Genomic DNA, 24583 nt, shown 5'->3' with positions numbered 1-24583 from the left:
ATCGATGCGCAGCCCATCAAACTTCCGAGTCCCAGATCACGGCGACACTGCCTCTGTAGCTGGACGCCACGCCGGGTGCCAGCATGAATTCCATCTGGCTTTGCGGAATTTCGAAGTGCAGAACGCCGGGCGCACTATCGACATAGAAGCCGGGTTTAAACTGTTGTGCATTGGCCGCTCCCGCTTTCAGACGCTGGCGCTTGACGGGTTGTTCGGCAAGATCGGTCAGGCCATTGGGCAGGCTGACGCTGACCTGCAACTCGACCGCTTTTTTCGAGACCGAGTCTTTAATCATGCAGTCGTAAGAGAATCCCGTAATCTCACACTCCAACAGCATCTTGAAGCGCGATGACGCCGAGATATTGAAGGTCTGATCGCGGAACAAACGCACAGGCCGGCGCCCGGCTTGCAGCCAGCTTTGCCAGCCACCGGCTGGTACCAGATCGATTTTTTCGCCACCAGGAGGAATGTCTACCTTCAGGGTGTGCTGCACGTCGAGATTGAAGTTCAGGGTCAATGCAGAATCATCGGGTTGCATTACATCACCCATGTCGAAATCCTGATTCGGCCCGACGCCAAAGTTGATGGACCCGGTGTAAGACCCGCCCCGCATAGCCAGTGGGTTCGGCGTTATCATTTGATAACCGAACACGAAGTACAGGTATCGAAAGGACAGTGGGATCTCGAACAAAGGTTGCTTTGAACACACCCCCGCGTTAAGGGGTACTTTCCAGAAGCTGTTGAAACCAATATCACCCACGGTCGACCACCCGACTCCTTGACAGGGTGGAGGGGCATACATCCAGGATCCGCCGTTCCAAAGCCTGTCCCATCCAGGTCCGCCCGCCACCCCGGTCAATTCGACGACCGGCACCGGCAGCTGCGACTCATGTCCGATTCCCGCAATCCGGACCTTGACGGTGTGGACTTCTCCGGATGAGTGGGTAACCTGCACATCCCGCCAGTCCGAGGGTACTTTGGCCATGCCACCTTGCCGAGGATCGACATGATTGGCACGGATCGGTGCATTGGCAGTAAACGAAATTGGCGCAATCAAACTGAATATGTTTTCAGCCTCACAGGCCCTTGGCACCTGAAGACAGAAACCCTGAGACGGGGTCTTATTCACGAATTCATTTTTATGCGGAGCCGCCGAGTCCGGCGAAAACGTAGCGTCAATGTTCAAGACCGCTGCATTCGCCGGTAATGAACTCAATCCACACAACACAGCCAGCGGCATCGCGCGACTGAGGTTTTTTCCAAGCCTGGTCAATATCTTCATGTCAGTCAGCTCGCCGTAGCGTCCTTGAAAGTGGCATCCGCCAACGTGTCCGGCGTGCAACGCAAATCACCGATCATCAGCACATCGTTTTCGCTGCGGTGCTTACCCACATCGAGCCGGAACTGGCACAGCAACTGGTCGGCATGACGCACTTCCAGGGTTGGAGAGCCGGCATTCATTTCCATCGAGAAGAAGCCATCGACCTCACTGACCCCACGGCTGGCGTGGTTGATCACGTGGTGTCCCTTGAGCGGCTGGCCCTGTGCGTCGAGCAGACGGCCCAGCACGGTGAGGGTTTTCATCACCCGCACCTTGCGGTACTCGACGCCACCCTTGTTCAGGTGATAGCGGGTACGCGCCGGTTCGATGCTGGCCGCCGGCACGTGATTGCCTTCGAAGTCGAAGCTCACGGAGCTGTTTTTGTAGGCGGTGATCGGGATGAAGTTGCGCCCCGGGCGCAACGCCGCGCTGCCACCGCTCAAGTCATCGGCGCGCAAGGCAATGCCGTCGATGTCGGACTCGACGTCGACGATCATCCCGGCACCACGGCCCTGATGCTGGCTGGTCAACGTCATGCGTTGGCCTCCAACGATCAGCGTGCTGTCCAGATTCAGGCCACCGGTGAAGTTGCCGTTATAAGACGAGCGCTGGACAAAGCCGTCGCCATTGACTGCGTCGGTACGAAAGTTCGCCAAGCTCGAAAGACCAATGCCGTAAGTGTCGGTGAGCGCCGTCACCGAGACGTTCTGCAAGACATGGTCCCGCAGGTTCTTGCGGTAGCCGATCGAGGCGTTGTTGTCGCGGCCGCCATCCCGGGCGGTGCGGGTACCGATGCTGCCTGTGACCTGCTGGTCCGGCCCGCCCAACGCCATGTTGATGCTCAAGTCGACCCCGCGATTGCGCGCATCGCCACTGCTGTAACTGCCTGGACGATCAAACAGCGACAGGCGCCAATTGGCGTCGCTGCCAAACACCACAGTGCGTTGCGTCCAGCCCAGGTCGACACCCACGCCTTCGGTGTTGCCGTCACTGTGGGACACCCGGGCATTGAGTGAACTCTTGCGGCTGATGCGATGGTTCAGCGCCAGCGATGAATTGCTGGTCTGACCGGTGAATACGTTGCGCTGACGCACCCGGGTACCGTCAGGCAGCGTGTCGTAAATGTTGCGGGTGTCGAGCCAACTGCGGTTGTGGCTGATCACCAGACTGCCGGCGCCATAGTTGTAGAGCCCCTGCAGATCGGCGCCGGTGCCGTGATCTTCGGTCTGGTAAAGATTGGCAAAGAGGCTGGTGTTGTTGGCCAGCGTCCAGTCGATGGAACTGCCGTATTGCAGTTTTTCGCGCACCTGACGGGCCGACAGCCCGAGAATCACTCGCGGGTGCAACAGGTAGTTGAGCGATGCGCCAGCGGTCGCATCGCCGCTGGCCTGTTGATCCCAGTTGCTGAGCAATTTGGTTTCCTGCCCGGCGAACAGGTTGTAGCGCCAGCGCTCATCAAGGTTGCGCCAGTTGTTCGGTTTGTAGATCAGCTCCTGAGTACTCGAGGTGGTTTGACCGTCCTCGATCAGGCGCACTTCCACCTCATAAATGCCGCCGGGCAACGGGCGGGTATCGAGGGTTTGCAAGCCGGCGGGCACTGATTGGGTATTGATCAACAGGCCGTCGCGGTAAATCTCCACGGACGCCTGACGGTTCGCCGTCACATAAACCGGGTACACGCTGGGCCGGGAACTGTCGATCGCCAGACTGTCGGAACTGCCGTACATCAGGCCGACGGCCGTGTCGGGACTGGTGCCGAATGAACGGGGCTGGCGCGTCAGACCTTCGGAGTTAGGGGTGAAATAGCCCAGGCGAACGAAACTGCCGGGTAACTCACGCTGTGTGTAGAGTTCGTGGACTGCGTGATAAAGCTGCTCATCCGGCCCGCCGAGGCGAGCCAGTTGCATGTTGAACGTCTGGCTCCAGTTGCCCAGGCTGGCGCTGGCTTCGAGGCCGAAACGGCCGCCCAGATCCTGATCCTGCCCACCATTGAGGTTGAGCTGATTGCGCACCATCAGGCCGCTACTGCCGCCTTCGGGTTGGTCGTAGTAACGCTTGGCTTCCAGATCGCGCTCAGCGTTTTCGGTGAGGATCGACACCAACGAATTTTCCAGGCTGTAGTGCACCGCCAATAGCTGATCCGGGCATTGACCCGTGCAATTGCCCAGTGGCACGCCCGGCTTGAGGGTGCTGGCCCATTTCTCACGCTCGGCAGCGCCGAAGCGGTTTTCGCTGGTATCGGTAAATTCGAGGAGGGTGATGCGATCATCGCGAGACAACACCACCATGGCCTCTCCCAGCGGCTGATGATCGAGTTCCACCCGAACAGCCAGAGGCACATCAAAAAAATGCTCCTCGAAATCCGCCGGCAGACCTTTGGCCTGAGCCAGGAGACTTCGCGGTGTCGTACCGGCGGAAACAGGAGCCGCCGCTGCACTGGCACAAAACAACAGCGCAAGCGCAGCCGCGATGGGTGTCATCGGGAACATGAACACGTACTCTGATTACGAACAAGTTGAAGTCCGGCGGGCAAACATTGCTGTTTGCCTGCCGGGTAACGCTACTTGGAAAGTCAGCGCTTACTGCCTGATCGCCCGATTACGGAGTAACGACCGGAGGTACTGCATCGAAGGTCATCGCCACCACACCGGTGTAGTCACCCGGAGTAAAAGTTGTGCCTACCGCACTGATTTTCAGCGGCGCGCGATAGTTCACGTCGGACTCGGCTTCACCCACAACCAGTTGCGGTGTCAGCGTGAGTTGCCTGTTATTCAACTCGACTTTCAAATCAATGGTGTTGGCACCAGAGATCAATTTGGGCGCGCTTTCCAGGCTGGCATGAACCGAACCGTTGTTGTTACGCACATCGAAGAACCCCTCAACGTCTCTCATCTTGCCGGTGCCTGGCTGGAAGCTCATGTCCTGATCCTTGTTGATCAGGTCAAAGTCAGTCGGCACTACATAAAAACCGTTGGTCGGCACGTGAGCCACAAGGCTGATGGAATGGCGAGCTTCGCCTGCGGCGAATACGACGGAGGAACTCAGAGCCAGAACAGCCAGAGGGGCAGCAATTGCGATTTTTTTGAACATCGTTCAGTACCTGTCTTCTTGAAAGGATCGGTTCATTGAAAGTTCAAACAACGCCTACCGGTAATGACCGTGTTGATTTGAACTTTCAACGCCGAGGCATGATCGGCTGTTCGCTCTGGAATGTAAGCAAGTAACTTCCGATGATCGCGTAGTTAAACAACCTCATGACAAGCAAGAAAAAACAACAAAAAATCGGAATTCAAAACAATAACTGTAAGTTATGACCTACATACAGTTTTATTGAAAAAACCATACAGCAGTTTCAACTATACAAACACGGGACTTCAGGACTTTCAGAATAGGACTTCGATATTAATAGAGCGATAACTTTAACTTTCCAGTCCTGTTTTTTTAATAAATATCAGGTTGCCAGCCAATGCACCGTTTGTCGGCCGACTGAACGGGGCCCAAAAAACGTCTTGCTCGCGCCACAAGATATATCTTACGTTGTATTCTAAACACGACGAGAGAACGCAAAAATGAGAGACCATCATTCCCCCCACCGTGAACACGGCGACGGCCGCGACGGCTTCGAGAAACGCCCAGGGCCCGGCCGCGAGCGCGGTGGACGTGGGCCGCGAGTATTCGCCCCCGGTGACCTGAAATTGCTGCTGTTGGCACTGATCGCCGAACAGCCATGCCATGGCTATGACCTGATCCGCCAGATCGAAAGCATGTTCGACGGTGCCTACAGCCCCAGCCCTGGTGTGATTTACCCGACCCTGACCTTCCTTGAAGAAAGCGAAATGATCCTGGGCGATGCCGAGGGCGGAAAAAAACGCTACAGCATCACCGACGCCGGACGTCTGTCTTTAAGTGAACAAGCGATTGCCCTGGACGGCGTGCGCATGCGCATCGAAGTCAGCAAGCGCTCGTTGCGCGGTCATGACCGCCCCGCCGAAATTCACGAAGCGGTGCACAACCTGCGCCATGCCCTGCAAATGCACCATGGCCGCTGGAGCCCGGAAGAAATCCTGCGGGTACGCGACCTGCTCAACAACACGGCCAAAGCCATCGTCGACGGCCCTGCCGTTCAACCCACTTCGGAGAAAGCCGAATGACCGACGTTATCGTGCCATCCCAATCCATTCACCGTGTCAGCCACGAGATCAAACGCCGTCGCCTGGAAGTACTGCGGGTGGTCGACCTGACCCCGCGCATGCGCAGGATTACCCTGGGTGGCCCAGAGCTGGCTGGCTTCGTCAGCCTCGGAACGGACGACCACGTCAAACTGCTGTTCCCACAAAATGCAGCGGAACATGCGGCGCTGGAAACCCTGGTACTCGGTGCCGGCAAGGACAACGGGCCGATGCCTGAGATGCGCGACTACACGCCTCGCCGTTACGACCTGAATACGCTGGAGCTGGACATCGACTTCGTGCTGCACGGCGACGGCCCTGCCTCGACCTGGGCCGAGCAGGCCAAACCCGGCCAGTTCCTGCACATCGGCGGGCCTCGGGGCTCGATGATCGTGCCGGACATCTTCGACAGCTATCTGCTGATCGGCGACGAAACCGCCCTGCCCGCCATCGCCCGCCGGCTCGAAGGCCTGGCTGCCAATCGGCGTGCATTGGTGATCGTGGAAGTGGAAAACGGCGCCGAACAACAACGCCTGGAAAGCGCCGCGCAGGTCGACGTGATATGGGTATTGCGTGAGGGTGGCAGAAACAACCTGCTGACCACCGTGCAACAAATCAAAGTGCCCGATGGCAATCTGTATGCGTGGGTGGCGACCGAGTCCAAAGTGTCGCGGCAGATCCGCCGGGTATTGCTCGATGAGCACGGCCTGAACGAGCAGTTTGTGAAGGCTGTCGGTTACTGGCGACTGGATGACAGCGACGAGGAGTAACCGCAACACTGTGGCTGCATGGCTTGTTGTGGCGAGGGAGCTTGCTCCCGATCGGCTGCGAAGCAGTCGTAAAACCGGTTGGCGCGGTTTGCCTGATACATCGCGTCAGCCGGGTTTTGGGGGGCTTGCTTCGCAAGCCAACGGGAGCAAGCTCCCTCGCCACAAAGCTCCCTTGCCACAGTCAGTGTTCACTTGCGATCCGTGCGCCACCGATCCAGCCCAATCACCAGCAGTGAAATCAGCACAAACCCCGCCAACAATCCCCCGGCATTCACAAACACCTGTGGATAACCCAGTTTGTCCACATCAATGAACGGATAGGGATAAACCGCCAGCAGATGCCCGCGCCATAACGCATAGCCGAAGTACACCAGCGGATAGATCGCCCACACCGCAATGTGCCGCAGTCGCAATGTACCTTTGGGCACGCAGCACCACCAATAAGCCAGAAACAGCAGCGGCATGACGTCATGCATCAGCTCATCGGCCAGCCATTGCCAGCCTTCGGGATGCCACAAGTGGCGCAACAACAGGCTGTACGCCACACCGACCACGGCGATGCTCACCGCAATCCCACTGCTCACCCACGGCTGCAAAAACCAGCGCCGCGCCGCCGATTCTCGGGACGTCAATTCACAGGTCAGCACCACCGCCACCAGCGTGTTGGTCAGCACGGTAAAAAAGCTGAAAAAACTCACCAGCCCACCCAGCAGACTGGCCGCAACACTCCAGCGCAAGTAAAGAATCAGGTACAGCTGAATGGTTAAGCCCGCCCAGCCCAAAACCGCAGCCACGGCAACACAACGACGCCTCGCGGCAGAACCTGGCGTCGAGGGTATGACCATGCTCAGACCGGTCGCTTGGTGCGCATCAACTTCACGTACAGGCGTTCGACCTTCTCCCGCGCCCACGGGGTTTTGCGCAGGAATGTCAGGCTCGACTTGATGCTCGGGTCACTCTTGAAGCAGCGGATATCGATGCGCTCGGCCAGCCCCGACCATTCGTAGTGTTCAACCAGGGCGTTGAGGATCTGTTCCAGCGTCACGCCGTGCAGCGGGTTGGTGTTCTGTTCGGTCATGCCGGGCCTTCGAGCGAAGTGGAAATTGGAAGCCGCGCACCTTAGCCGAGGGCTTCGTTGGGGGGAAGCTATCTGTTTGCTCTCTGTTAAATGTAGGTGATCTTTTCCGCACACTATTACCAAATCCGAAATGATCCATGTCAGTAAAAGCCCTTTCTCTATGTGTAACAGAACATTATCCTTACGCCCGTCCAGCTGAAACGCTTCTCCCCCGCTGCGTTCAGTCACCCCCTTTTAGAAAAAGACCAAGAATTTCTTCTCTATGCCTGATTTTCAAACTCCGCGAGACAGCGCTGTCTTACCCCCTGTGGCCAGTCGAAAAGCTCTCAACCTGATTGGCGGATTCACCGCATTGGGCCTCGCCACCTGCACCCAGGCTGCGCCCGCCTTCGACAGCGATTCGCCGTGGATGCTCGGTGACTGGAACGGCACGCGCACCGAACTTTCGGAAAAAGGCTACGACTTCAAGGTCGATTACACCGGTGAAATGGGCAGCAACCTGCACGGGGGCTACGACCATGACCGCACTGCTCGCTACAGCGACCAGTTCGGCTTTGGCACCCACCTGGACTTGCAGAAGATTCTCGGCTGGGACGACGCTGAATTTCAGCTGACCATCACCGAACGCAACGGCAACAACATCAGCAACGACCGGATCAACGACCCGCGTGTCGGCGGTTTCACTTCGGCTCAGGAAGTCTGGGGCCGCGGCCAGACCTGGCGCCTGACGCAGATGTGGTATCAGCAGAAATTCTTCGACCAGAAGCTCGACATCAAGGTCGGCCGTTTCGGCGAAGGCGAAGACTTCAACAGCTTCCCTTGCGACTTCCAGAACCTGGCGTTCTGCGGCTCCCAGGTCGGCAACTGGGTGGGCGACATCTGGTACAACTGGCCGGTCAGCCAGTGGGCGATGCGCGTCAAATATCACCTGACGCCGCAGCTCTACGCGCAAATCGGGGCTTACGAGCAAAACCCGTCCAACCTGGATCGCGACAACGGCTTCAAGCTCAGCGGCAGCGGCACTCAGGGCGCGATCCTGCCGGTGGAACTGGTCTGGACTCCGAAATTCAATGGCCTGCCGGGTGAATACCGTGCCGGTTATTACTACAGCAATGCCAAGGCCACCGATGTTTACAAGGACAGCAACGGCCAACCGGCAGCGCTGAGTGGCGAGGCTTACCGTAGCGCATCGAGCAAGCATGGCGTGTGGCTCGGTATTCAGCAGCAGCTGACCAGCCGCGCCAGTGATAACTCTCGCGGCTTGAGCGTGTTCGCCAACGGCACGATGCACGACAAGAAGACCAACGCCATCGACAACTACGTCCAGGCTGGTGTCGTCTACAAAGGCTTGTTCGATGCTCGCGCCAGAGACGACATCGGTTTTGCCCTGGCCCGTGTCCACGTCAACCCGGCCTATCGCAAGAACGCCGAGGCCACCAACCAGGCCCGCGCCGTCTTCGATTACGACGACCCATCGTTTCTGCCGCCACAAGACACCGAATACAGCGCCGAACTCTATTACGGCGTGCATGTCACGAACTGGCTGACCGTGCGCCCGAACCTGCAATACATCCGCCACCCCGGTGGCGTGGACAAGGTCGATGACGCGCTGATTGGCGGGATCAAGATCCAGTCGTCGTTCTGATTAGAACCACAAGACCTGTGGGAGCAGGCAAGCCAGCTCCCACAGGGATTGCATCAACCGCACACCTTTCTTAACTGAACCATGCCCGCACAAGATCGTCATCTACAGTGAACTTGCGCGGGACTACTTAAAACGTCACGGAGAACCACACTATGAGCGCTGATGGTGCTTTCAGTCGAAGCCGTCTGCTGCCGAGCCTGCTCGGTATCGTGCTTCTACTAATGGGCCTGGCCTTGCTGGCCGGGGGGATCAAGCTGAGCATGCTCGGCGGCTCACTGTATTACCTGCTGGCCGGTATCGGCCTGATGCTGACCGGCGGGCTGCTGCTGGCCGACCGTTATGCGGCGCTGAGCCTGTACGCGGTGGTGCTGTTCGCCAGTACGGTCTGGGCACTGTGGGAAGTCGGCCTGGACTGGTGGCAGCTGGTGCCACGTCTGGCGCTGCTCTTTGCCCTCGGTATCGTCATGCTGCTGCCATGGTTTCGTCGCCCATTGCGTACTGGCGAATTCAACCCGGTCGGCACCGGCGTGCTGAGTGCTGCCGTGGTCATCACTGGTATCGCCGCGCTCGCCAGCCTGTTCACCAACCCCGGTGAAATCAAAGGCGAACTGAATCGGGACGCTGTGCCTGGCATGACCAACACCGCCCCGGCCATGCCCGATGGCGACTGGAACTCCTACGGCCGCAGCGCCCATGGCGATCGCTACTCGCCACTGGCGCAGATCACACCGCAGAACGTCAGCAAACTGGTTCCCGCCTGGACCTACCGCACCGGCGACCTGCCTGGCCCAAACGACCCGGGCGAAACCACCGCCGAAAACACCCCGCTCAAAGCCAACGGCATGCTGTATGTCTGCACGCCACACAGCCAGGTGATCGCGCTGGACCCGGACACCGGCAAGGAACTCTGGCGTTTCGATCCGAAGCTCTCCACGCAAAACGCGGCGAACTTCAAGGGTTGGGCGCACATGACCTGCCGTGGCGTGACCTATCACGATGACGCCGCCTACACGTCCGAGCAGAGCCCGACCGGCACGGCCAACGCGCCAGTGGCCAGCGTCTGCCCGCGCCGGATCTTCCTGCCGACCGCCGACACCCGTCTGATCGCCCTGAACGCCGACACCGGCAAAATGTGCGAAGACTTCGGCAACGGTGGCCAGGTTGACCTGACGACCAACATCGGTGAATTCACCGCCGGCGGTTATTACTCGACTTCGCCACCGGCAGTCACCAAAGACCTGGTGGTGATTGGCGGCCACGTGACCGACAACGTTTCCATCGACGAGCCAAGCGGTGTGATCCGCGCGTTCGACGTGCACACCGGCAAACTGGTGTGGAATTGGGACAGCGGCAACCCGGACGACACCACACCGATTGCCGAAGGCAAGGTCTACACCCGCAACTCGCCGAACATGTGGTCCATCTTCAGCGTCGATGAAAAACTCGGCATGATCTACCTGCCGATGGGCAACCAGACCCCGGATCAGTTCGGTGGCGCGCGTACTCCTGAATCGGAACTGCACGCCGCCGGCCTGACCGCGCTGGACATCGCCACCGGCAAGGTACGCTGGCACTTCCAGTTCACTCACCATGACCTGTGGGACATGGATGTCGGTGGCCAGCCAACCCTGATGGACCTGAAAACCGCAGACGGTGTGAAACCGGCGGTGCTCGCGTCCACCAAGCAAGGCAGCATCTACGTGCTGGACCGCAGCAATGGTCAGCCGATCGTACCGATCAAGGAAATTCCGGTGCCGCAAGGCGCAGTGGAAGGCGACCACACTTCGCCGACCCAACCGATGTCCGACCTGAACTTCGTGCCGCCGACCCTCAAGGAACGCGACATGTGGGGCGTGACCCCGTTCGATCAGATGCTGTGCCGGATCGACTTCAAATCCCTGCGTTACGACGGCATGTTCACCCCGCCGTCGCTGCAAGGCTCGATCGTTTATCCCGGTAACTTCGGTGTGTTCGACTGGGGCGGTATCTCGGTTGACCCGGTGCGTCAGATTGCTTTCGTGAACCCGAGCTACATGGCGTTCAAATCGAAACTGATCCCGGCCGCGGAAATCGCCAAACAAGGCCCCCGCGTCAGCGAAACCGAAGGCGTGCAGCCCAACAAAGGCGCGCCTTACGGCGTGATCCTCGAGGCTCTGCTGTCGCCAATGGGCCTGCCGTGCCAGGCACCGGCCTGGGGCTACGTGGCGGCGGTCGATTTGACCACCAACAAAACCATCTGGATGCACAAGAACGGCACCGTGCGCGACAGCTCGCCGGTTCCAATCCCTCTGAGCATGGGCGTACCGAGCCTGGGCGGGGCCTTCACCACTGCCAGTGGCGTGGCCTTCCTGAGCGGCACCCTCGACCAGTACCTGCGCGCCTACGACGTGAAAAACGGCAAGCAACTGTGGGAAGGCCGCCTGCCAGCCGGCGCGCAAACCACACCGATGACCTACACCGGTAAAGACGGCAAGCAATACGTGCTCGTTGTTGCGGGTGGTCACGGATCGCTGGGCACCAAGCAAGGTGACTATGTGATTGCGTACAAACTGTCGGAATAAGCGGTAGCGGCAGTTAAAGCAAAGGCGACTCCTGTGAGGGGGTCGCCTTTTTTTGTGGGCGCTGCAATCCCCGCCACACCCAAAATCCCTGCGAGGCTTGCCCGCGAAGGCTTTCTCACATTCAACATTGATGTCGCCTGACACACCGTCTTCGCGGGCAAGCCTCGCTCCTATGTATGGACTCGCCCCTCACTGTCAACCCGCTTTGCTTTTGAACACTGCTACCCGGTTGCATCTATGTATCAGGCCTGTTCGAGGAAGCGCCTGGCTTCTGGCCAACATCGGATCAGCTCGCGGGATGCCGATTACAGAGAGGCCTCAAGGGCCGGTAGGAGCGCAGGCATCTATCCGCGACGGTTTAACCTGGGGTCAATGTTCTCTAGCAAGGGTTGAGGCGCCAAGCGCCTCGGTGGCAGAACTCGTTAAATCACTGACCTATCACCACCTCCTGACGCTCAGTCGGCTGGCGGTGATAGGTGTCTTTGTTTTGCCGTAACACCCAGATGATCCGCAGGTTGCGGTTGGCCAGACGCGCCGCAGCCCCTTTCTGTCCATGACGGCCTAGCCTGCGTTGCAGGCGGCGGTCATCAGGATGATCCGAGCTGGGATTGAGCTGTCTGAGGACAGCATGTGCACCTTGTATGGCCAGACTGCGGATGTAGGCATCCCCGCGTTTGGCCATCTTGCCCAGCCGGATCGTATTTCCACTGCTGTACTGCTCGGGCACTGTGCCGAAGTAAGCTGCAAAATCCCGGGCATTGGCAAAACGCTCAGGTTCGGTCTGCTTGGCAATCACGGCCGAGGAGAAGATCGGACCGACACCGCGTACCGTCATCAGCCGCTTCGCGGTGTCGTCTTCACGAACTGCGCGCTCCAGGCGCCCGGTCATCACTTCGATACGTTCAGCCATGTGCTTCCACTCAGCGAGCAATTCGGCGATCAGCTCGTGTAGCAACGCGGGGATCGGCTGGCTGGAGTCTTCGAGTGGCTGAGTGACGTTTCGGTCAATGGCTGCTTTGCCCTGGGGGATGGAAAAACCATGTTCCAGCAGCAATCCACGCATCTGGTTGCCCATGGCGGTGTGCTCTTTCACGTAGCGCCGGCGTACTCGGTGCAACGCTTGCATTTCCAGCCCGGCTACGGTTTTGACCGGCACGGCGTGAGCACGCTCGTCCCGGCCGGCGCGCAGGATGGCCAACACGTCGTTACGGTCGTTCTTCGGTCCGCTGCGATGCTTGGCCACATGCTGAGCCGGCAGGATTCGAGGCTGATTGCCCTGTTCCAGCAGCAACCGGGCCCAAGCCTGCGCACCTGGGCCGGTTTCCATCAAGACCGAGGTGCCAGGTGGCAATTGGCGCAAGAAGGTGGAAAAGGCTTCACGGGATTTGAGGCGTTTCTCGTAGATCACTTGACCCAGATGATCTTCACCCGCTACTTGAAACACACTCTTCGCCAGATCCACGGCTACGGTGGTACAGGCCGAAAGGTTGTTTGCAGACAGGGAATTCTTTTTCGACGTACTCTTGCTCATGGGCTCGCCCTCGCTGTCGCTGACATCTATAGGATGCCACCGTGGCGCATAGACGCCTCGGCGTGGGCGAGTCCATTCGATTACAGTTGACTGTGGTCGTCAGAGATATCCGCGCAGGTCCTACAGATGTGGTGATTTTTTGAGAACTTTCCGACAGGTTTTGACGGTTGTCGCTCGGAAGAGCGGTGGATAGGCTTTGGGGGTCGCTGCAAATCAGCGACCGGGCGTCGCGGCCTGAATTAGCTTACTTGGTGCATAATCACCGTCCCCAATCGACGTTCCTGTCGTTTGGTCTCATGGTGGCTGTGCGCGGGATACCTTCGGGTATGCCGAGTTTCCAAGTAGCTCGGTCCGCGAACCTGCGTACAGCTGCCACTCTCCATCGCGTCGCGGCGATCAGTGGCAGCTCCATTACTTACTTGGAGCTTCATCATGTTCAAAGAAACACCGAATCCCCCTGAAACCGAGAACGTTTCGCCCTACGAATCCAACGATTCAAAAAAATTCCACGACGCCGCTAACCGCGCGCTCGATCACTACCTCAACCCCACCGCCCTCAAATCCCCCGTGGCCCGCAAGCCGAGCACGATGTATATGGTCGCGCCGGATATCAAAGACGAAGACCTGTTGGCTCACACCTGTGAATCGTTGGCCCAGGCGAGTGTGATGGCGAGTGATATTGCGGGGTATCTGGAAGGGCCGCACCGGCACACGGTGATGGCGATTCAACAGATCGTCATGTTGGCAGAACTGGCGGTGAACCGGATGCTGGATAACGTTGCCATCCCAAAACCTGCGCCACACAGCTAATCCTCTGTAGGAGCGAGGCTTGCCCGCGAAGGCTTTCTCACATTCAACATTGATATCGCCTGACACGCCGCCATCGCGAGCAGGCTCGCTCCCACAATCGAGCCGTGTGCATCTGCGAGGGATTGGTTGGCTGTCAGGCCGCCTCCGCGAGCCGCCCCGCCCACGCGGTTCGTTCCTTCAAAAAGCGGAACGCGCGGCTGAACATCCTGCCTCCCCATTAATATCCAAACTTGCCACCCTCATCTCGCGCCACTGCCTGTTGATAATCGATAGATTGTTTTACTTCTTCCAATGTCTTAAAAAATGCGCCGACACTCCCAGGCGAATATTCGATCTGAAAACGATTACCTGAATTCGCGGGGTCATGCTCGAGAATGGTCAATCCGTTATAGGTCGTTTTAATTGGATAACTCATCATTTATCTCCCTATATTTTCGTATAACGCTCCCCCCTCAATGCGAAGGGGCTCGTGCTCAATTTCCAGCACCGAACGACAGCTGTCTACTGTCATAAATAACAGTCATCCATAAGCAATCGAAATAACAGCCTGAAAGCCGGTTATATGAACCCATCGAGAAGAAGAGGCTTGCAGTAAAACGTATTTATTCCGACATGATGCCCATCCAGCGATAGCTTGATCAGCCATCTAGTTGCCAAGCACAAGTACCTGTCAAAACCCTGAACACACACGCTGAAATATCCAGGCCCATTGAAACCACCCCCCACCTGCCCCATCTAAGACCCATACCCTATTGCGCAGGTGCCCCATGACCGACCAGCAAGAATTCCCTGAAGACACGAGCGAATACGCCGAAACAGACAACGTCGAACACCACGCCACCAGCAAAGGCCTCGCCCTGCCTGGCCAGAACCTGCCGGGCAAGGTCTACATCATCCCGATCCACAACCGGCCCTTCTTCCCGGCGCAAGTACTGCCGGTGATCGTCAACGAAGAGCCGTGGGCCGAAACCCTCGAACTGGTGAGCCAGTCCGATCACCACTCCCTGGCCCTGTTCTTCATGGACACTCCCCAGGAAGACCCGCGCCACTTCGACACCAAAGCCCTGCCGGAATACGGCACCCTGGTCAAAGTGCATCACGCCAGTCGCGAAAACGGCAAACTGCAATTCGTCGCCCAGGGCCTGACCCGCGTACGCATCAAAACCTGGCTCAAGCATCATCGCCCGCCGTACCTGGTGGAAGTCGAATACCCGCACCAGCCCACCGAGCCGACCGACGAGGTCAAGGCCTACGGCATGGCGCTGATCAACGCGATCAAGGAACTGCTGCCACTCAACCCCCTGTACAGCGAAGAGCTGAAGAATTACCTCAACCGCTTCAGCCCCAACGACCCGTCGCCGCTGACCGACTTCGCCGCCGCCCTGACCTCGGCCACGGGCAGCGAGCTGCAAGAAGTGCTCGACTGCGTGCCGATGCTCAAGCGCATGGAAAAAGTCCTGCCGATGCTGCGCAAGGAAGTCGAAGTCGCGCGCCTGCAGAAAGAAATCTCCGCCGAAGTTAACCGCAAGATCGGCGAGCATCAGCGCGAGTTTTTCCTCAAGGAACAGCTCAAGGTCATCCAGCAAGAGCTGGGCCTGACCAAAGACGACCGCAGCGCCGACATCGAGCAGTTCGAGCAACGTCTGACGGGCAAGGTGTTGCCGCCTCAGGCGCAGAAACGCATCGAAGAGGAAATGAACAAGCTGTCGATCCTCGAGACCGGCTCACCGGAATACGCGGTGACCCGCAACTACCTCGACTGGGCAACCTCAGTGCCCTGGGGCGTGTACGGAGAAGACAATCTCAACCTCAAACACGCGCGCAAGGTGCTGGACAAACACCACGCCGGCCTCGACGACATCAAGGACCGCATCCTCGAATTCCTCGCGGTCGGCGCTTATAAAGGCGAAATCAGCGGCTCCATCGTGTTGCTGGTGGGCCCGCCGGGCGTGGGCAAGACCAGCGTCGGCAAATCCATCGCTGAATCCCTCGGCCGGCCGTTCTACCGCTTCAGCGTCGGTGGCATGCGCGACGAAGCCGAGATCAAGGGCCACCGCCGCACCTACATCGGCGCGCAACCGGGCAAACTCGTCCACGCGTTGAAAGATGTCGAAGTGATGAACCCGGTGATCATGCTCGACGAGATCGACAAAATGGGCCAGAGCTACCAGGGCGACCCTGCCTCGGCGCTGCTGGAAACCCTCGATCCGGAACAGAACGTCGAATTCCTCGACCACTATCTGGATTTGCGCCTGGACCTGTCGAAAGTGCTGTTCGTCTGCACCGCCAACACCCTGGATTCGATTCCCGGCCCGTTGCTGGACCGGATGGAAGTGATTCGCCTCTCGGGTTACATCACCGAAGAGAAAGTCGCGATCGCCAAGCGTCACCTGTGGCCGAAACAGCTTGAGAAAGCTGGCGTGTCCAAGGGTAGCCTGAGCATCAGCGACAACGCATTGAAAGCCTTGATCGACGGCTATGCCCGTGAAGCCGGGGTGCGGCAGCTGGAAAAAAACCTCGGCAAACTGGTGCGCAAGGCCGTGATGAAGTTGCTCGACGAACCGAAAGCAGTGATCAAACTCGGCCCCAAAGACCTGGAAGCCTCACTCGGCCGGCCGGTGTTCCGTAACGAGCAAGTGCTGTCCGGCATCGGCGTGATCACCGGGCTGGCCTGGACCAGCATGGGCGGCGCCACTTTGCCGATCGAAGCCACGCGCATCCACACCCTCAACCGGGGCTTCAAGCTCACCGGGCAACTGGGGGAAGTGATGAAAGAATCGGCAGAAATCGCCTACAGCTACGTCAGCTCCCATCTGAAGCAATTTGGCGGTGATCCGACGTTCTTCGACGAAGCCTTCGTTCACCTCCACGTACCGGAAGGAGCCACGCCGAAAGACGGCCCGAGCGCCGGCGTGACCATGGCCAGCGCCCTGCTTTCGCTCGCCCGCAACCAGCCACCGAAAAAAGGTGTGGCCATGACCGGAGAGCTGACGCTGACCGGGCATGTACTGCCGATTGGCGGGGTGCGCGAGAAGGTGATCGCGGCGCGGCGGCAGAAGATTTTCGAGTTGATCCTGCCGGAGCCCAACCGCGGTAGCTTTGAAGAACTGCCCGAGTATCTGAAAGAAGGGATTACCGTGCACTTTGCCAAGCGCTTTGCGGATGTGGCGAAGATATTGTTCTGATAGTTATGTAGCGCCTGCACCGCCGCCATCGCGGGCAAGCCCGCTCCCACAGTGATCCGGGGTGTTCACAAATCTTGTGCTCACCACAAGACCCTGTGGGAGCGGGCTTGCCCGCGAAGGCGTCGGCACTGACACCACAGCCCTCCCACAGTGATCCGGGGTGTTCACAAATCTTGTGTTCACCACAAAACCCTGTGGGAGCGGGCTTGCCCGCGATGACGTCAGCACTGACGACACCATCCCTCACTGCCATCCCGGTCCGCTGTCACACTTTGTCTCATCTTCAGTTATGCTCGCCGTTCGTCGTGAATGCCGGAGCCGCTGATCTTATGTCCCCCACTCGCCTGTTGATCCCCCTCGCCCTCGCCCTGCTGAGCGCTTGCGCCACGCAATCGACACACAACGTGACCGTGGAAAAACAAAGCGAATGCCCGGTGCAACTGAACAGCGGGCAAAACCTGATCCTGACCCTGCCAAGCAACCCGACCACGGGTTACCGCTGGGCGATTCAGGATTCGGCCGGTGGCGTGTTACGCGCGCTCAGCCCCGAGGTTTACAGCAACCCGGAAGACGCCGGGGTCGTCGGCAGCGCCGGCCTCTCGACCTGGCGCTTCCAGGCCTTTGCCACCGGCACTGGCCGTTTGCGGCTGACTTATTCACAGCCGTGGGCACCCGAAGTGCCGGCGGTGAAAACCTTCGACTGCGCCATTGCGGTTAACTGATCGTGGGCTGGCTGATTCTGGCGCTGATGGGCGCGGTGACCTTTCTCTATGGCCTCAGTGTGCATGCGACGCTGCTCTGCCTGCTGGTCAAACCGATGCCGGTGCTGGCCCTGCTCGGCTGGTTGCACGATGCACCGCCCAGTGACTATCGGCGCTGGATCAGCCTGGGTTTGATTTTTTCCTTGGTCGGCGACGTGTTGCTGGCATTGCCGCAAGATTTGTTCGTGTTTGGCCTTGGGGCGTTTTTGGTCGCGCATTTGGCGTATCTGAAGGCTTATTTGAGCGATTGCCGGCGTCTGGCATTGTTGCCGTTGATGCTAGCGTTGAGCGTGGGCGCGGTGCTGCTGGGGATTCTGATTTCCAATGGCTTGGGACCGCTGCTGATCCCGGTGATCGTCTACGGGCTGGCCATCAGCGCCATGCTCTGGCGCGCGCTGGCCCGCCTCGGCACCGACGTGCCCAAACGCTCGGCGTTGCTGGCGGCGGCGGGCGCGGTGGCATTTGTGTTTTCTGACAGCGTGATTGGTATTAACCGGTTTGTGATGCCATTCCATGCCGCGCCTTACGTGATCATCCTCAGCTACTGGCTGGGGCAATGGGGGATTGCGGCGTCGGCGTTTGCCCAGAAACCGCGCTGAACTCTGTGGCGAGGGAGCTTGCTCCCGCTGGGCTGCGAAGCAGCCCCGACCCAGGCGACTCCACTCTTCCAGACAAAACCCATTTACCGAATGACGACTGCTGCGCAGCCGAGCGGGAGCAAGCTCCCTCGCCACAACTGCATGTCTCTCTGTTAACCGAGGTTAGTCCGGCGCTTTATCAGACAACCCGCGCATCCCCCCGTCAATTTGGCTAAAATGCCGGCCTTTTCCACCTACACCGCTGGAACCGCCGTGAGCAAAGAATCCGATCGCCTTTTCGCCCAGCCTTTGACCCAGGTACCTGACTTCGCCTTTAACGAGGACGTGGTGCGGGTATTCCCGGACATGATCAAGCGCTCGGTGCCGGGATATCCGACCATCGTGGAAAACCTCGGCGTGCTCGCCGCGCAGTTCGCCCAGCCCAACAGCGTGCTCTACGACCTGGGCTCATCGTTGGGCGCTGTGACCCAGGCCTTGCGCCGCCACGTGCGCACCGACGGTTGCCGGGTGATCGCTGTGGATAACTCCGCCGCCATGGTCGAGCGTTGCCGCGAATACCTCAACGGCCAGGACTCGATGTTCCAGGAGTTGCTGCCGGTGGAAGTAATCGAGGGCGATATCCTTGCCTTGGAATTTCAGCCGGCCTCGGTGGTGGCGCTGAACTTCACCCTGCAATTCATCGCCCCGGACCAGCGCACCGCGCTGCTCTCGCGCATCCGTCAATCGCTGTTGCCCGGTGGCGCGCTGATCCTTTCGGAGAAGCTGCGCTTCAACGATCCCGAAGAACACGCGCTGCTCACCGACCTGCATGTGGCCTTCAAACGCGCTAACGGCTACAGCGAACTGGAAATCGCCCAGAAACGCAGCGCCATCGAAAATGTCATGAAGCCCGACAGCCTCGAAGAACACCGCGAGCGCCTGTTGGCCGCCGGGTTCTCGAAAGTCGTGCCGTGGTTCCAGTGTCTTAACTTTGCCTCGTTGATTGCCTTGCCATGATTGATCTGTCCCCCCTCGCCCGCCGTCTGGCCGGTACCCCGCTGGCCGAATGGGCCAACACCCTGCAGGCACAACTCGACAAGAAAATGGAAAAAGGTCACGGTGACCTGGAACGCTGGCAGAGCGCGCTGGACGCGTTGCCGAAGATTCAGCCGAGCGAAGTCGACTTGTTGAATGGCTTGAAACTGGACACTGATTGCGACGTTGAGACCCGCGCGCAAATGCGCACCGCGTTGATGGGTTTGTCGCCCTGGCGTAAAGGCCCGTTCGACCTGTTCGGCGTGCATGTCGACACTGAATGGCGTTCGGACTGGAAATGGTCCCGGGTAGCTCCGCACCTGGACCTGAAAGGCAAACGCATCCTCGATGTCGGCTGCGGCAACGGTTATTACATGTGGCGCATGCTCGGCGCCGGGGCTGATAGCGTGATCGGCGTCGACCCGAACTGGCTGTTCTTCTGCCAGTTCCAGGCCGTACAACGCTACTTGTCCGAGCCCAATGCCTGGCACCTGCCCTTCCCTTTCGAAGACCTGCCGCCGAATCTGGAAGGCTTCGACACGGTGTTTTCCATGGGCGTGTTCTATCACCGCCGCTCGCCGATCGAGCATTTGCTGGCGCTTAAGGATTGCCTGGTCAAAGGCGGTGAACTGGTGCTGGAAACGCTGGTGATCGAAGGCGATCAGCAGCAGGTGTTGGTGCCGGAAGACCGTTACGCGCAGATGCGTAACGTGTGGTTCCTGCCATCAGTGCCCGCGCTGGAACTGTGGCTGCGCCGCGCCGGCTTCAGCGATGTGCGTTGCGTGGATGTGAGCGTGACCACGGTCGAGGAACAACGCGGGACGGAGTGGATGAAGTATCAGTCGTTGAGCGACTTCCTTGACCCGCAAGATCACAGTAAAACGATCGAAGGGCTGCCGGCGCCGATGCGCGCGGTGATCGTCGCCCGCAAATAGCCTCAATCTCCCAGACACCAGATAAACCTGTGGGAGCGGGCTTGCCCGCGATAGCGGTGGTTCAGTCAACATCAATGCTTGATGTGCCGACGCCATCGCGGGCAAGCCCGCTCCCACAGGTATCGGTGTTTACTCTGAAGGTTTTGCTCTTCGGGCCTTGAAGAATTCACTCAACACCGCGCCACACTCCTCCGCCAACACCCCGCCCTCATACACCACCCGATGATTCAAAAAGCCTTGGGTAAAGAACTGCCCCTGGCTCTGCACAATCCCGGCCTTGGGCTCCAGCGCGCCATACACCACCCGCGCGATCCGCGAGTGCACGATCAGCCCGGCGCACATGCTGCACGGCTCCAGCGTCACGTAAAGCGTACTGCCCGGCAGGCGGTAGTTGCTGGCGGCCTGGGCGGCGGCGCGGATCGCGACCATCTCGGCGTGGGCGCTGGGGTCGTTGCCGCTGATTGGGCAATTGAAACCGCGCCCGATGATTTCACCGTCCTGCACCAGCACCGCGCCCACCGGCACTTCACCCAGCGCCGCGCCTTCGGCGGCGAGGGCCAGAGCTTCGCGCATGAAATCGCGATCACGGCTGCGGTCGATAATCGCTGCGGGGCGAATCTGACGCATCACGCCACCTCGATGGCGGCCATCAGGCCGGTTTCCATGTGGTCGATCACATGGCAGTGGAACATCCAGACCCCAGGGTTATCCGCCACCAGCGCCACTTGCGCGCGCTCGTTCTTGCCCAACAGGTACGTGTCGGTGAAGTACGGGATGACCTTGTGCCGGTTCGAAGCAATGACCTTGAAGCTCATGCCATGCAAATGGATCGGGTGTTGATACTGAGTCATGTTCTTCAATTCGAAAATATAGCTTTTGCCCTTTTCGAGCTTGGCAATCGGTCGATCGGCGCAGGTCTTGTCGGTGATGTCCCAGGCCTTGCCGTTGATCTGCCACAGACTGGGCGGCTTGCCATTTTCGACATTGACCGACACCGAGCCTACCCATTCAAAATTGAAGTTGAGTTTCTGGGCATTGGCCAGGTCCGGCTCGGCCACCGGGTTGGCGGGCAGCGCCGGCGGCCACTCGGTCGGCGCATCGGTGTTCGCCACTGAGCGGAAGGTGCCCAGGCGTACCGGGCCATTGCGCAGGGACAGTTCTTCGCCGGCCGGCGGTGCCTTGATCGCCAGGCAAATGCGCATGCCAGGGCCGAGCCAGTATTCCTTGCCCAGTGGGCGCGGTTCAATCGGATTGCCGTCCAGCGCGTAGATCTGCGCTTCGACACCAGGGATGTTGAGGCGATACGTCAGCGTATTGTCGAGGTTGAGCAGGCGTACGCGGGTGATTTGCCCGGCGGGCAAGTCGATCACCGCTTGCGAGACACCGTTGATGGTCGACAAGCCCCCCGCCGTGCCGCCACGGGCCGCTTCGCGAGGAATGCTGAAGGCGACGAACGCGCCCTCTTCATCAACGTGCCAGCTCTTGAGGCTCAAGGTTTTTTCGTATTTGAAACCAGTGGGCTCACGCTCTTCGATGATCAGCGGGCCGACCAGGCCGCGACCGAGCTCTTCGCTGCTGTTCACGTGCGGGTGATACCAGTAGCTGCCAGCGTCGGGCACGCGGAATTTGTAGTCGAAGTACTCGCCCGGCAGCACCGGCAATTGCGACACGTACGGCACGCCGTCCATTTCCAGCGGCAGGCGGATGCCGTGCCAGTGAATGGTGGTCGCCACCGGCAGGTGATTGATGAAGCGCACCCGCAGCCATTCGCCCTGACGCACGCGCAACTCAGTGCCCGGCGCCGACGGGCCGAACGCCCAGGCCGGCGTCTTGTGCCCGGCCACCAGTTCGACGTCCAGCGGTGCGGCGATCAGCTCATAGTCGTGACCGGCGTCAGCGTCGGCCATTTTGCCCAGCCAGTAACGCGACGCGCCACCGGCCCCCACGCCAACCACCACAAGACCGGCCAGACCACCGAGTATTTGTCGACGGGTAAAGGACATGAACTCAACTACCTCACGTATCAGCCACAGGCGCGGGGCCTGCAAAAGGCGAATACGATACACCTGCGGTTGAGAAACAGTAAGGGCAGCGCGGCGGATGGTCACAGTCAGAGCACGGCTGGCAATGCATCTGTGTTCAACCTCAGCTAATTGATTGAAATGAAACCCCGTGGCGAGGGGGCTTGCCCCCGTTCGGCTGCGCAGCAGTCGTAAAACCCTCCAGCGCGATGTTTCAGATGTAATTCAATTGCAGAATTTGGGGCTTCGCTGAACGTTATTTAGTCGCTGTTAATCAGCGAATTACCCTACATCCATTTCCACCTTTCCCGACTTCTTTCCTGCTCGATCCCCCGCAAAGTCCCCGCGCCTAATTTTCTTAAGGCCTGTTATCTCTGAGGCAGATAGATTTTATGACCGCTTCGCGCTCAATCGCGGGCAAGCCACGCTCCCACAGGATGTCGGTGATCTGTAGGAGCGAGGCTTGCCCGCGAAGGCGGTCTTACAGTCGGCGAAATTTCTGGGCAAGGTCGTCGGAAGTTTCCTTCAAGTTGTAGCGGTTTCCATGAACTGGTGTGAAATGCGCTCCATCGATAGTCTCTGGTGGTCACTGAAAACTCAGTGGCAGGGTGTAGGAACCCTTCAAGACTAGAGAGGACGCTTTGGCGTCGACACCTGAATTGCGGCCATTAACGTGTGTCCGTAAGATCAGTTGCGGCGGCTGTGCGCGGGGGACTGTCAGAAATTTTGTGTTCGGGCATAACATGTTGAAAAGGAGCATGTATGCCGACCAAAAAGAAACCGGCCTCGGAGGCCAAAACCCAGCTTCCTTCGATTCCGAAGGAGCTGATCGATCAGTTCGTTAAAGGCCCAATGAGCGCCGAGGCGATTCAGGACGCATCCATGGCGTTCAAAAAGGCGCTTATCGAGCGAGCCCTTGGCGCGGAGCTGGGTCACCACCTTGGCTACCCTCAGGGCGCGGAGCGCCCTGAGGAGTCGAGTAACCAGCGCAACGGCAAAAGCAGCAAGACCGTGCTGACCGATGATGGCCCGCTGCGTCTGGACATTCCTCGGGATCGCGATGGCAGCTTCGCGCCAATGCTGATCCCCAAGCATGAGCGTCGGTTCACGGGCTTCGACGACAAAATCATTGCCATGTACGCCCGTGGCATGACCGTCCGAGAGATCCGGGCATTCCTTTCGGAGCAGTACGGGACCGATGTTTCCCATGATTTCATCAGCTCGGTCACTGACGCAGTGTTGGAGGAAGTGACTGCCTGGCAACAACGCCCGCTTGAGCCGATGTATCCGGTGATTTTCTTCGATGCGCTGCGGGTCAAAATCCGTGAGGAAGGACTGGTTCGCAACAAGGCCATCTACCTGGCTCTGGGCGTGCTGCCGGACGGCACCCGAGACATTTTGGGCATCTGGATTGAGACCACTGAGGGGGCCAAGTTCTGGATGAAGGTCTTCAACGACCTCAAGACCCGTGGCGTTGAGGATGTATTGATCGCGGTAACTGACGGCCTTAAAGGCATGCCAGAAGCCTTGAGTGCGGTGTTTCCGACGACGACCTTGCAGACCTGCATCGTGCACCTGATCCGTAACAGTCTTGATTACGCCTCCTGGGACAAGCGCCGCGAGTTGGCCAAAGCCCTCAAGCCGGTTTATCAGGCGCTTAACGTTGAAGCTGCCGAGCAAGCTCTGGACGCATTTGAAACGGGGCCTTGGGGCAAACAATACCCAACAGTCGTAGCCGCTTGGAGACGTGCCTGGGATCGAGTCATCCCGTTTTTTGTCTTCCCGCCTGCCATCCGAAAAGTGATCTACACCACTAACGCCATCGAGAGCATCAATGCTCAGTTGCGCAAGATCATCAAGACAAGAGGCCACTTCCCGACTGATGATGCAGCGACGAAGCTGATCTGGCTGGCACTGCAAAACATCACGGCCAATTGGGGCAGCGCAGCGCACGACTGGAAGAGCGCAATGAATCAGTTTGCGATTCTTTATGGCGATCGATTTACCAGGTCAAACTGGTGAAATGAGGGCTTGCCTTATGGCAGGCCGTTACCGGCCCGCACACAAAAAATCTGACACTCCCGTGCGCGGGCACGCTTCGGTGTGGTCGAGTTCTCTGGTCTCGATATTCCTACCCCGCGTATAGCTGCCACCCAAGCCTGTAGGAAGGCCGATGGTAGCTC

20 protein-coding genes are annotated in these 24583 nt (G+C 59.0%); 11 read left to right on the top strand and 9 right to left on the bottom strand.

Annotated elements, in window-relative coordinates; genetic code table 11:
• Positions 1 to 16: 16 nt before the first annotated feature.
• The 3 genes from PSH88_RS06310 to PSH88_RS06300 form a co-directional block, all read right to left on the bottom strand.
• Positions 17 to 1282, bottom strand: coding sequence for a hypothetical protein (locus tag PSH88_RS06310; protein ID WP_305425390.1), 1266 nt, complete (start codon positions 1280 to 1282; stop codon positions 17 to 19).
• A 5-nt stretch (positions 1283 to 1287) separates the two neighbouring features.
• On the bottom strand, positions 1288 to 3810 hold the full coding sequence (locus PSH88_RS06305; RefSeq protein WP_305425389.1) for a CS1-pili formation C-terminal domain-containing protein: 2523 nt from the start codon (positions 3808 to 3810) through the stop codon (positions 1288 to 1290).
• A gap of 109 nt (positions 3811 to 3919) precedes the next feature.
• Positions 3920 to 4411, bottom strand: a complete 492-nt coding sequence (locus PSH88_RS06300) for a CS1 type fimbrial major subunit (protein ID WP_305425388.1) — start codon at positions 4409 to 4411, stop codon at positions 3920 to 3922.
• Between the two features lie 479 nt (positions 4412 to 4890).
• On the opposite strand from PSH88_RS06300, the gene PSH88_RS06295 reads away from it, so the two are divergent.
• Both PSH88_RS06295 and PSH88_RS06290 read left to right on the top strand, forming a co-directional pair.
• Positions 4891 to 5472 carry a PadR family transcriptional regulator gene (locus tag PSH88_RS06295; RefSeq protein ID WP_305425387.1) on the top strand — a complete coding sequence of 194 codons (582 nt, stop codon included), beginning with the start codon at positions 4891 to 4893 and terminating at the stop codon, positions 5470 to 5472.
• On the top strand, positions 5469 to 6260 hold the full coding sequence (locus PSH88_RS06290) for a siderophore-interacting protein (protein WP_305425386.1): 792 nt from the start codon (positions 5469 to 5471) through the stop codon (positions 6258 to 6260). The genes PSH88_RS06295 and PSH88_RS06290 overlap by 4 nt, the downstream gene beginning before the upstream one ends.
• A 188-nt stretch (positions 6261 to 6448) precedes the next feature.
• Here the strand turns inward: PSH88_RS06290 and PSH88_RS06285 are convergent, their stop codons facing one another.
• Positions 6449 to 7105 (bottom strand): Pr6Pr family membrane protein, encoded by a 657-nt coding sequence (locus PSH88_RS06285; RefSeq protein WP_305425385.1) that lies wholly within the window; start codon positions 7103 to 7105, stop codon positions 6449 to 6451.
• Positions 7106 to 7107: 2 nt separating this feature from the next.
• Positions 7108 to 7338, bottom strand: a complete 231-nt coding sequence (locus PSH88_RS06280; RefSeq protein ID WP_007941719.1) for a VF530 family protein — start codon at positions 7336 to 7338, stop codon at positions 7108 to 7110.
• A 262-nt stretch (positions 7339 to 7600) separates the two neighbouring features.
• Between PSH88_RS06280 and PSH88_RS06275 the strand changes: the two genes are divergently transcribed.
• On the top strand, positions 7601 to 8983 hold the full coding sequence (locus PSH88_RS06275) for a carbohydrate porin (RefSeq protein ID WP_305425384.1): 1383 nt from the start codon (positions 7601 to 7603) through the stop codon (positions 8981 to 8983).
• A gap of 152 nt (positions 8984 to 9135) precedes the next feature.
• Positions 9136 to 11544, top strand: a complete 2409-nt coding sequence (locus tag PSH88_RS06270; protein WP_305425382.1) for a glucose/quinate/shikimate family membrane-bound PQQ-dependent dehydrogenase — start codon at positions 9136 to 9138, stop codon at positions 11542 to 11544.
• Positions 11545 to 11971: 427 nt separating this feature from the next.
• Here the strand turns inward: PSH88_RS06270 and PSH88_RS06265 are convergent, their stop codons facing one another.
• A complete protein-coding gene (locus tag PSH88_RS06265; RefSeq protein ID WP_305425381.1) occupies positions 11972 to 13075 on the bottom strand; it encodes an IS110 family RNA-guided transposase in 1104 nt (367 codons plus the stop codon).
• A gap of 432 nt (positions 13076 to 13507) precedes the next feature.
• Between PSH88_RS06265 and PSH88_RS06260 the strand changes: the two genes are divergently transcribed.
• Positions 13508 to 13885 carry a DUF6124 family protein gene (locus tag PSH88_RS06260; protein ID WP_305425379.1) on the top strand — a complete coding sequence of 126 codons (378 nt, stop codon included), beginning with the start codon at positions 13508 to 13510 and terminating at the stop codon, positions 13883 to 13885.
• 217 nt (positions 13886 to 14102) lie between these two features.
• On the opposite strand, the gene PSH88_RS06255 is transcribed toward PSH88_RS06260, so the two are convergent.
• The gene (locus PSH88_RS06255; RefSeq protein ID WP_305483487.1) at positions 14103 to 14303 is read right to left on the bottom strand and encodes a hypothetical protein; all 201 of its coding nucleotides are present in this window, start codon (positions 14301 to 14303) and stop codon (positions 14103 to 14105) included.
• Positions 14304 to 14652: 349 nt separating this feature from the next.
• On the opposite strand from PSH88_RS06255, the gene lon reads away from it, so the two are divergent.
• The 5 genes from lon (at position 14653) to cmoB (ending at position 20379) form a co-directional block, all read left to right on the top strand.
• Entirely contained in the window at positions 14653 to 17070 is a 2418-nt protein-coding gene (lon, locus tag PSH88_RS06250; protein WP_305425376.1) for an endopeptidase La, read from the top strand.
• A 329-nt stretch (positions 17071 to 17399) separates the two neighbouring features.
• Entirely contained in the window at positions 17400 to 17792 is a 393-nt protein-coding gene (locus PSH88_RS06245) for a protease inhibitor I42 family protein (protein ID WP_305425375.1), read from the top strand.
• Positions 17793 to 17794: 2 nt separating this feature from the next.
• Positions 17795 to 18430, top strand: a complete 636-nt coding sequence (locus PSH88_RS06240) for a lysoplasmalogenase (protein WP_305425374.1) — start codon at positions 17795 to 17797, stop codon at positions 18428 to 18430.
• A gap of 216 nt (positions 18431 to 18646) precedes the next feature.
• Positions 18647 to 19426 carry a carboxy-S-adenosyl-L-methionine synthase CmoA gene (cmoA, locus tag PSH88_RS06235; RefSeq protein WP_305425373.1) on the top strand — a complete coding sequence of 260 codons (780 nt, stop codon included), beginning with the start codon at positions 18647 to 18649 and terminating at the stop codon, positions 19424 to 19426.
• Positions 19423 to 20379 carry a tRNA 5-methoxyuridine(34)/uridine 5-oxyacetic acid(34) synthase CmoB gene (cmoB, locus tag PSH88_RS06230; protein WP_123500586.1) on the top strand — a complete coding sequence of 319 codons (957 nt, stop codon included), beginning with the start codon at positions 19423 to 19425 and terminating at the stop codon, positions 20377 to 20379. The genes cmoA and cmoB overlap by 4 nt, the downstream gene beginning before the upstream one ends.
• 129 nt (positions 20380 to 20508) lie before the next feature.
• On the opposite strand, the gene tadA is transcribed toward cmoB, so the two are convergent.
• Positions 20509 to 21006 (bottom strand): tRNA adenosine(34) deaminase TadA, encoded by a 498-nt coding sequence (gene tadA / locus PSH88_RS06225; protein ID WP_305425371.1) that lies wholly within the window; start codon positions 21004 to 21006, stop codon positions 20509 to 20511.
• Positions 21006 to 22382 carry a multicopper oxidase family protein gene (locus PSH88_RS06220; RefSeq protein ID WP_305425370.1) on the bottom strand — a complete coding sequence of 459 codons (1377 nt, stop codon included), beginning with the start codon at positions 22380 to 22382 and terminating at the stop codon, positions 21006 to 21008. The genes tadA and PSH88_RS06220 overlap by 1 nt, the downstream gene beginning before the upstream one ends.
• A 780-nt stretch (positions 22383 to 23162) precedes the next feature.
• Between PSH88_RS06220 and PSH88_RS06215 the strand changes: the two genes are divergently transcribed.
• Positions 23163 to 24422, top strand: coding sequence for an IS256 family transposase (locus tag PSH88_RS06215; RefSeq protein WP_305422598.1), 1260 nt, complete (start codon positions 23163 to 23165; stop codon positions 24420 to 24422).
• Positions 24423 to 24583: the final 161 nt, after the last annotated feature.

Source organism: Pseudomonas wuhanensis (genome assembly GCF_030687395.1).
GTDB classification, from domain to species: Bacteria; Pseudomonadota; Gammaproteobacteria; order Pseudomonadales; family Pseudomonadaceae; genus Aquipseudomonas; species Aquipseudomonas wuhanensis.
This window is presented reverse-complemented; position numbering and strand designations above follow the sequence as displayed.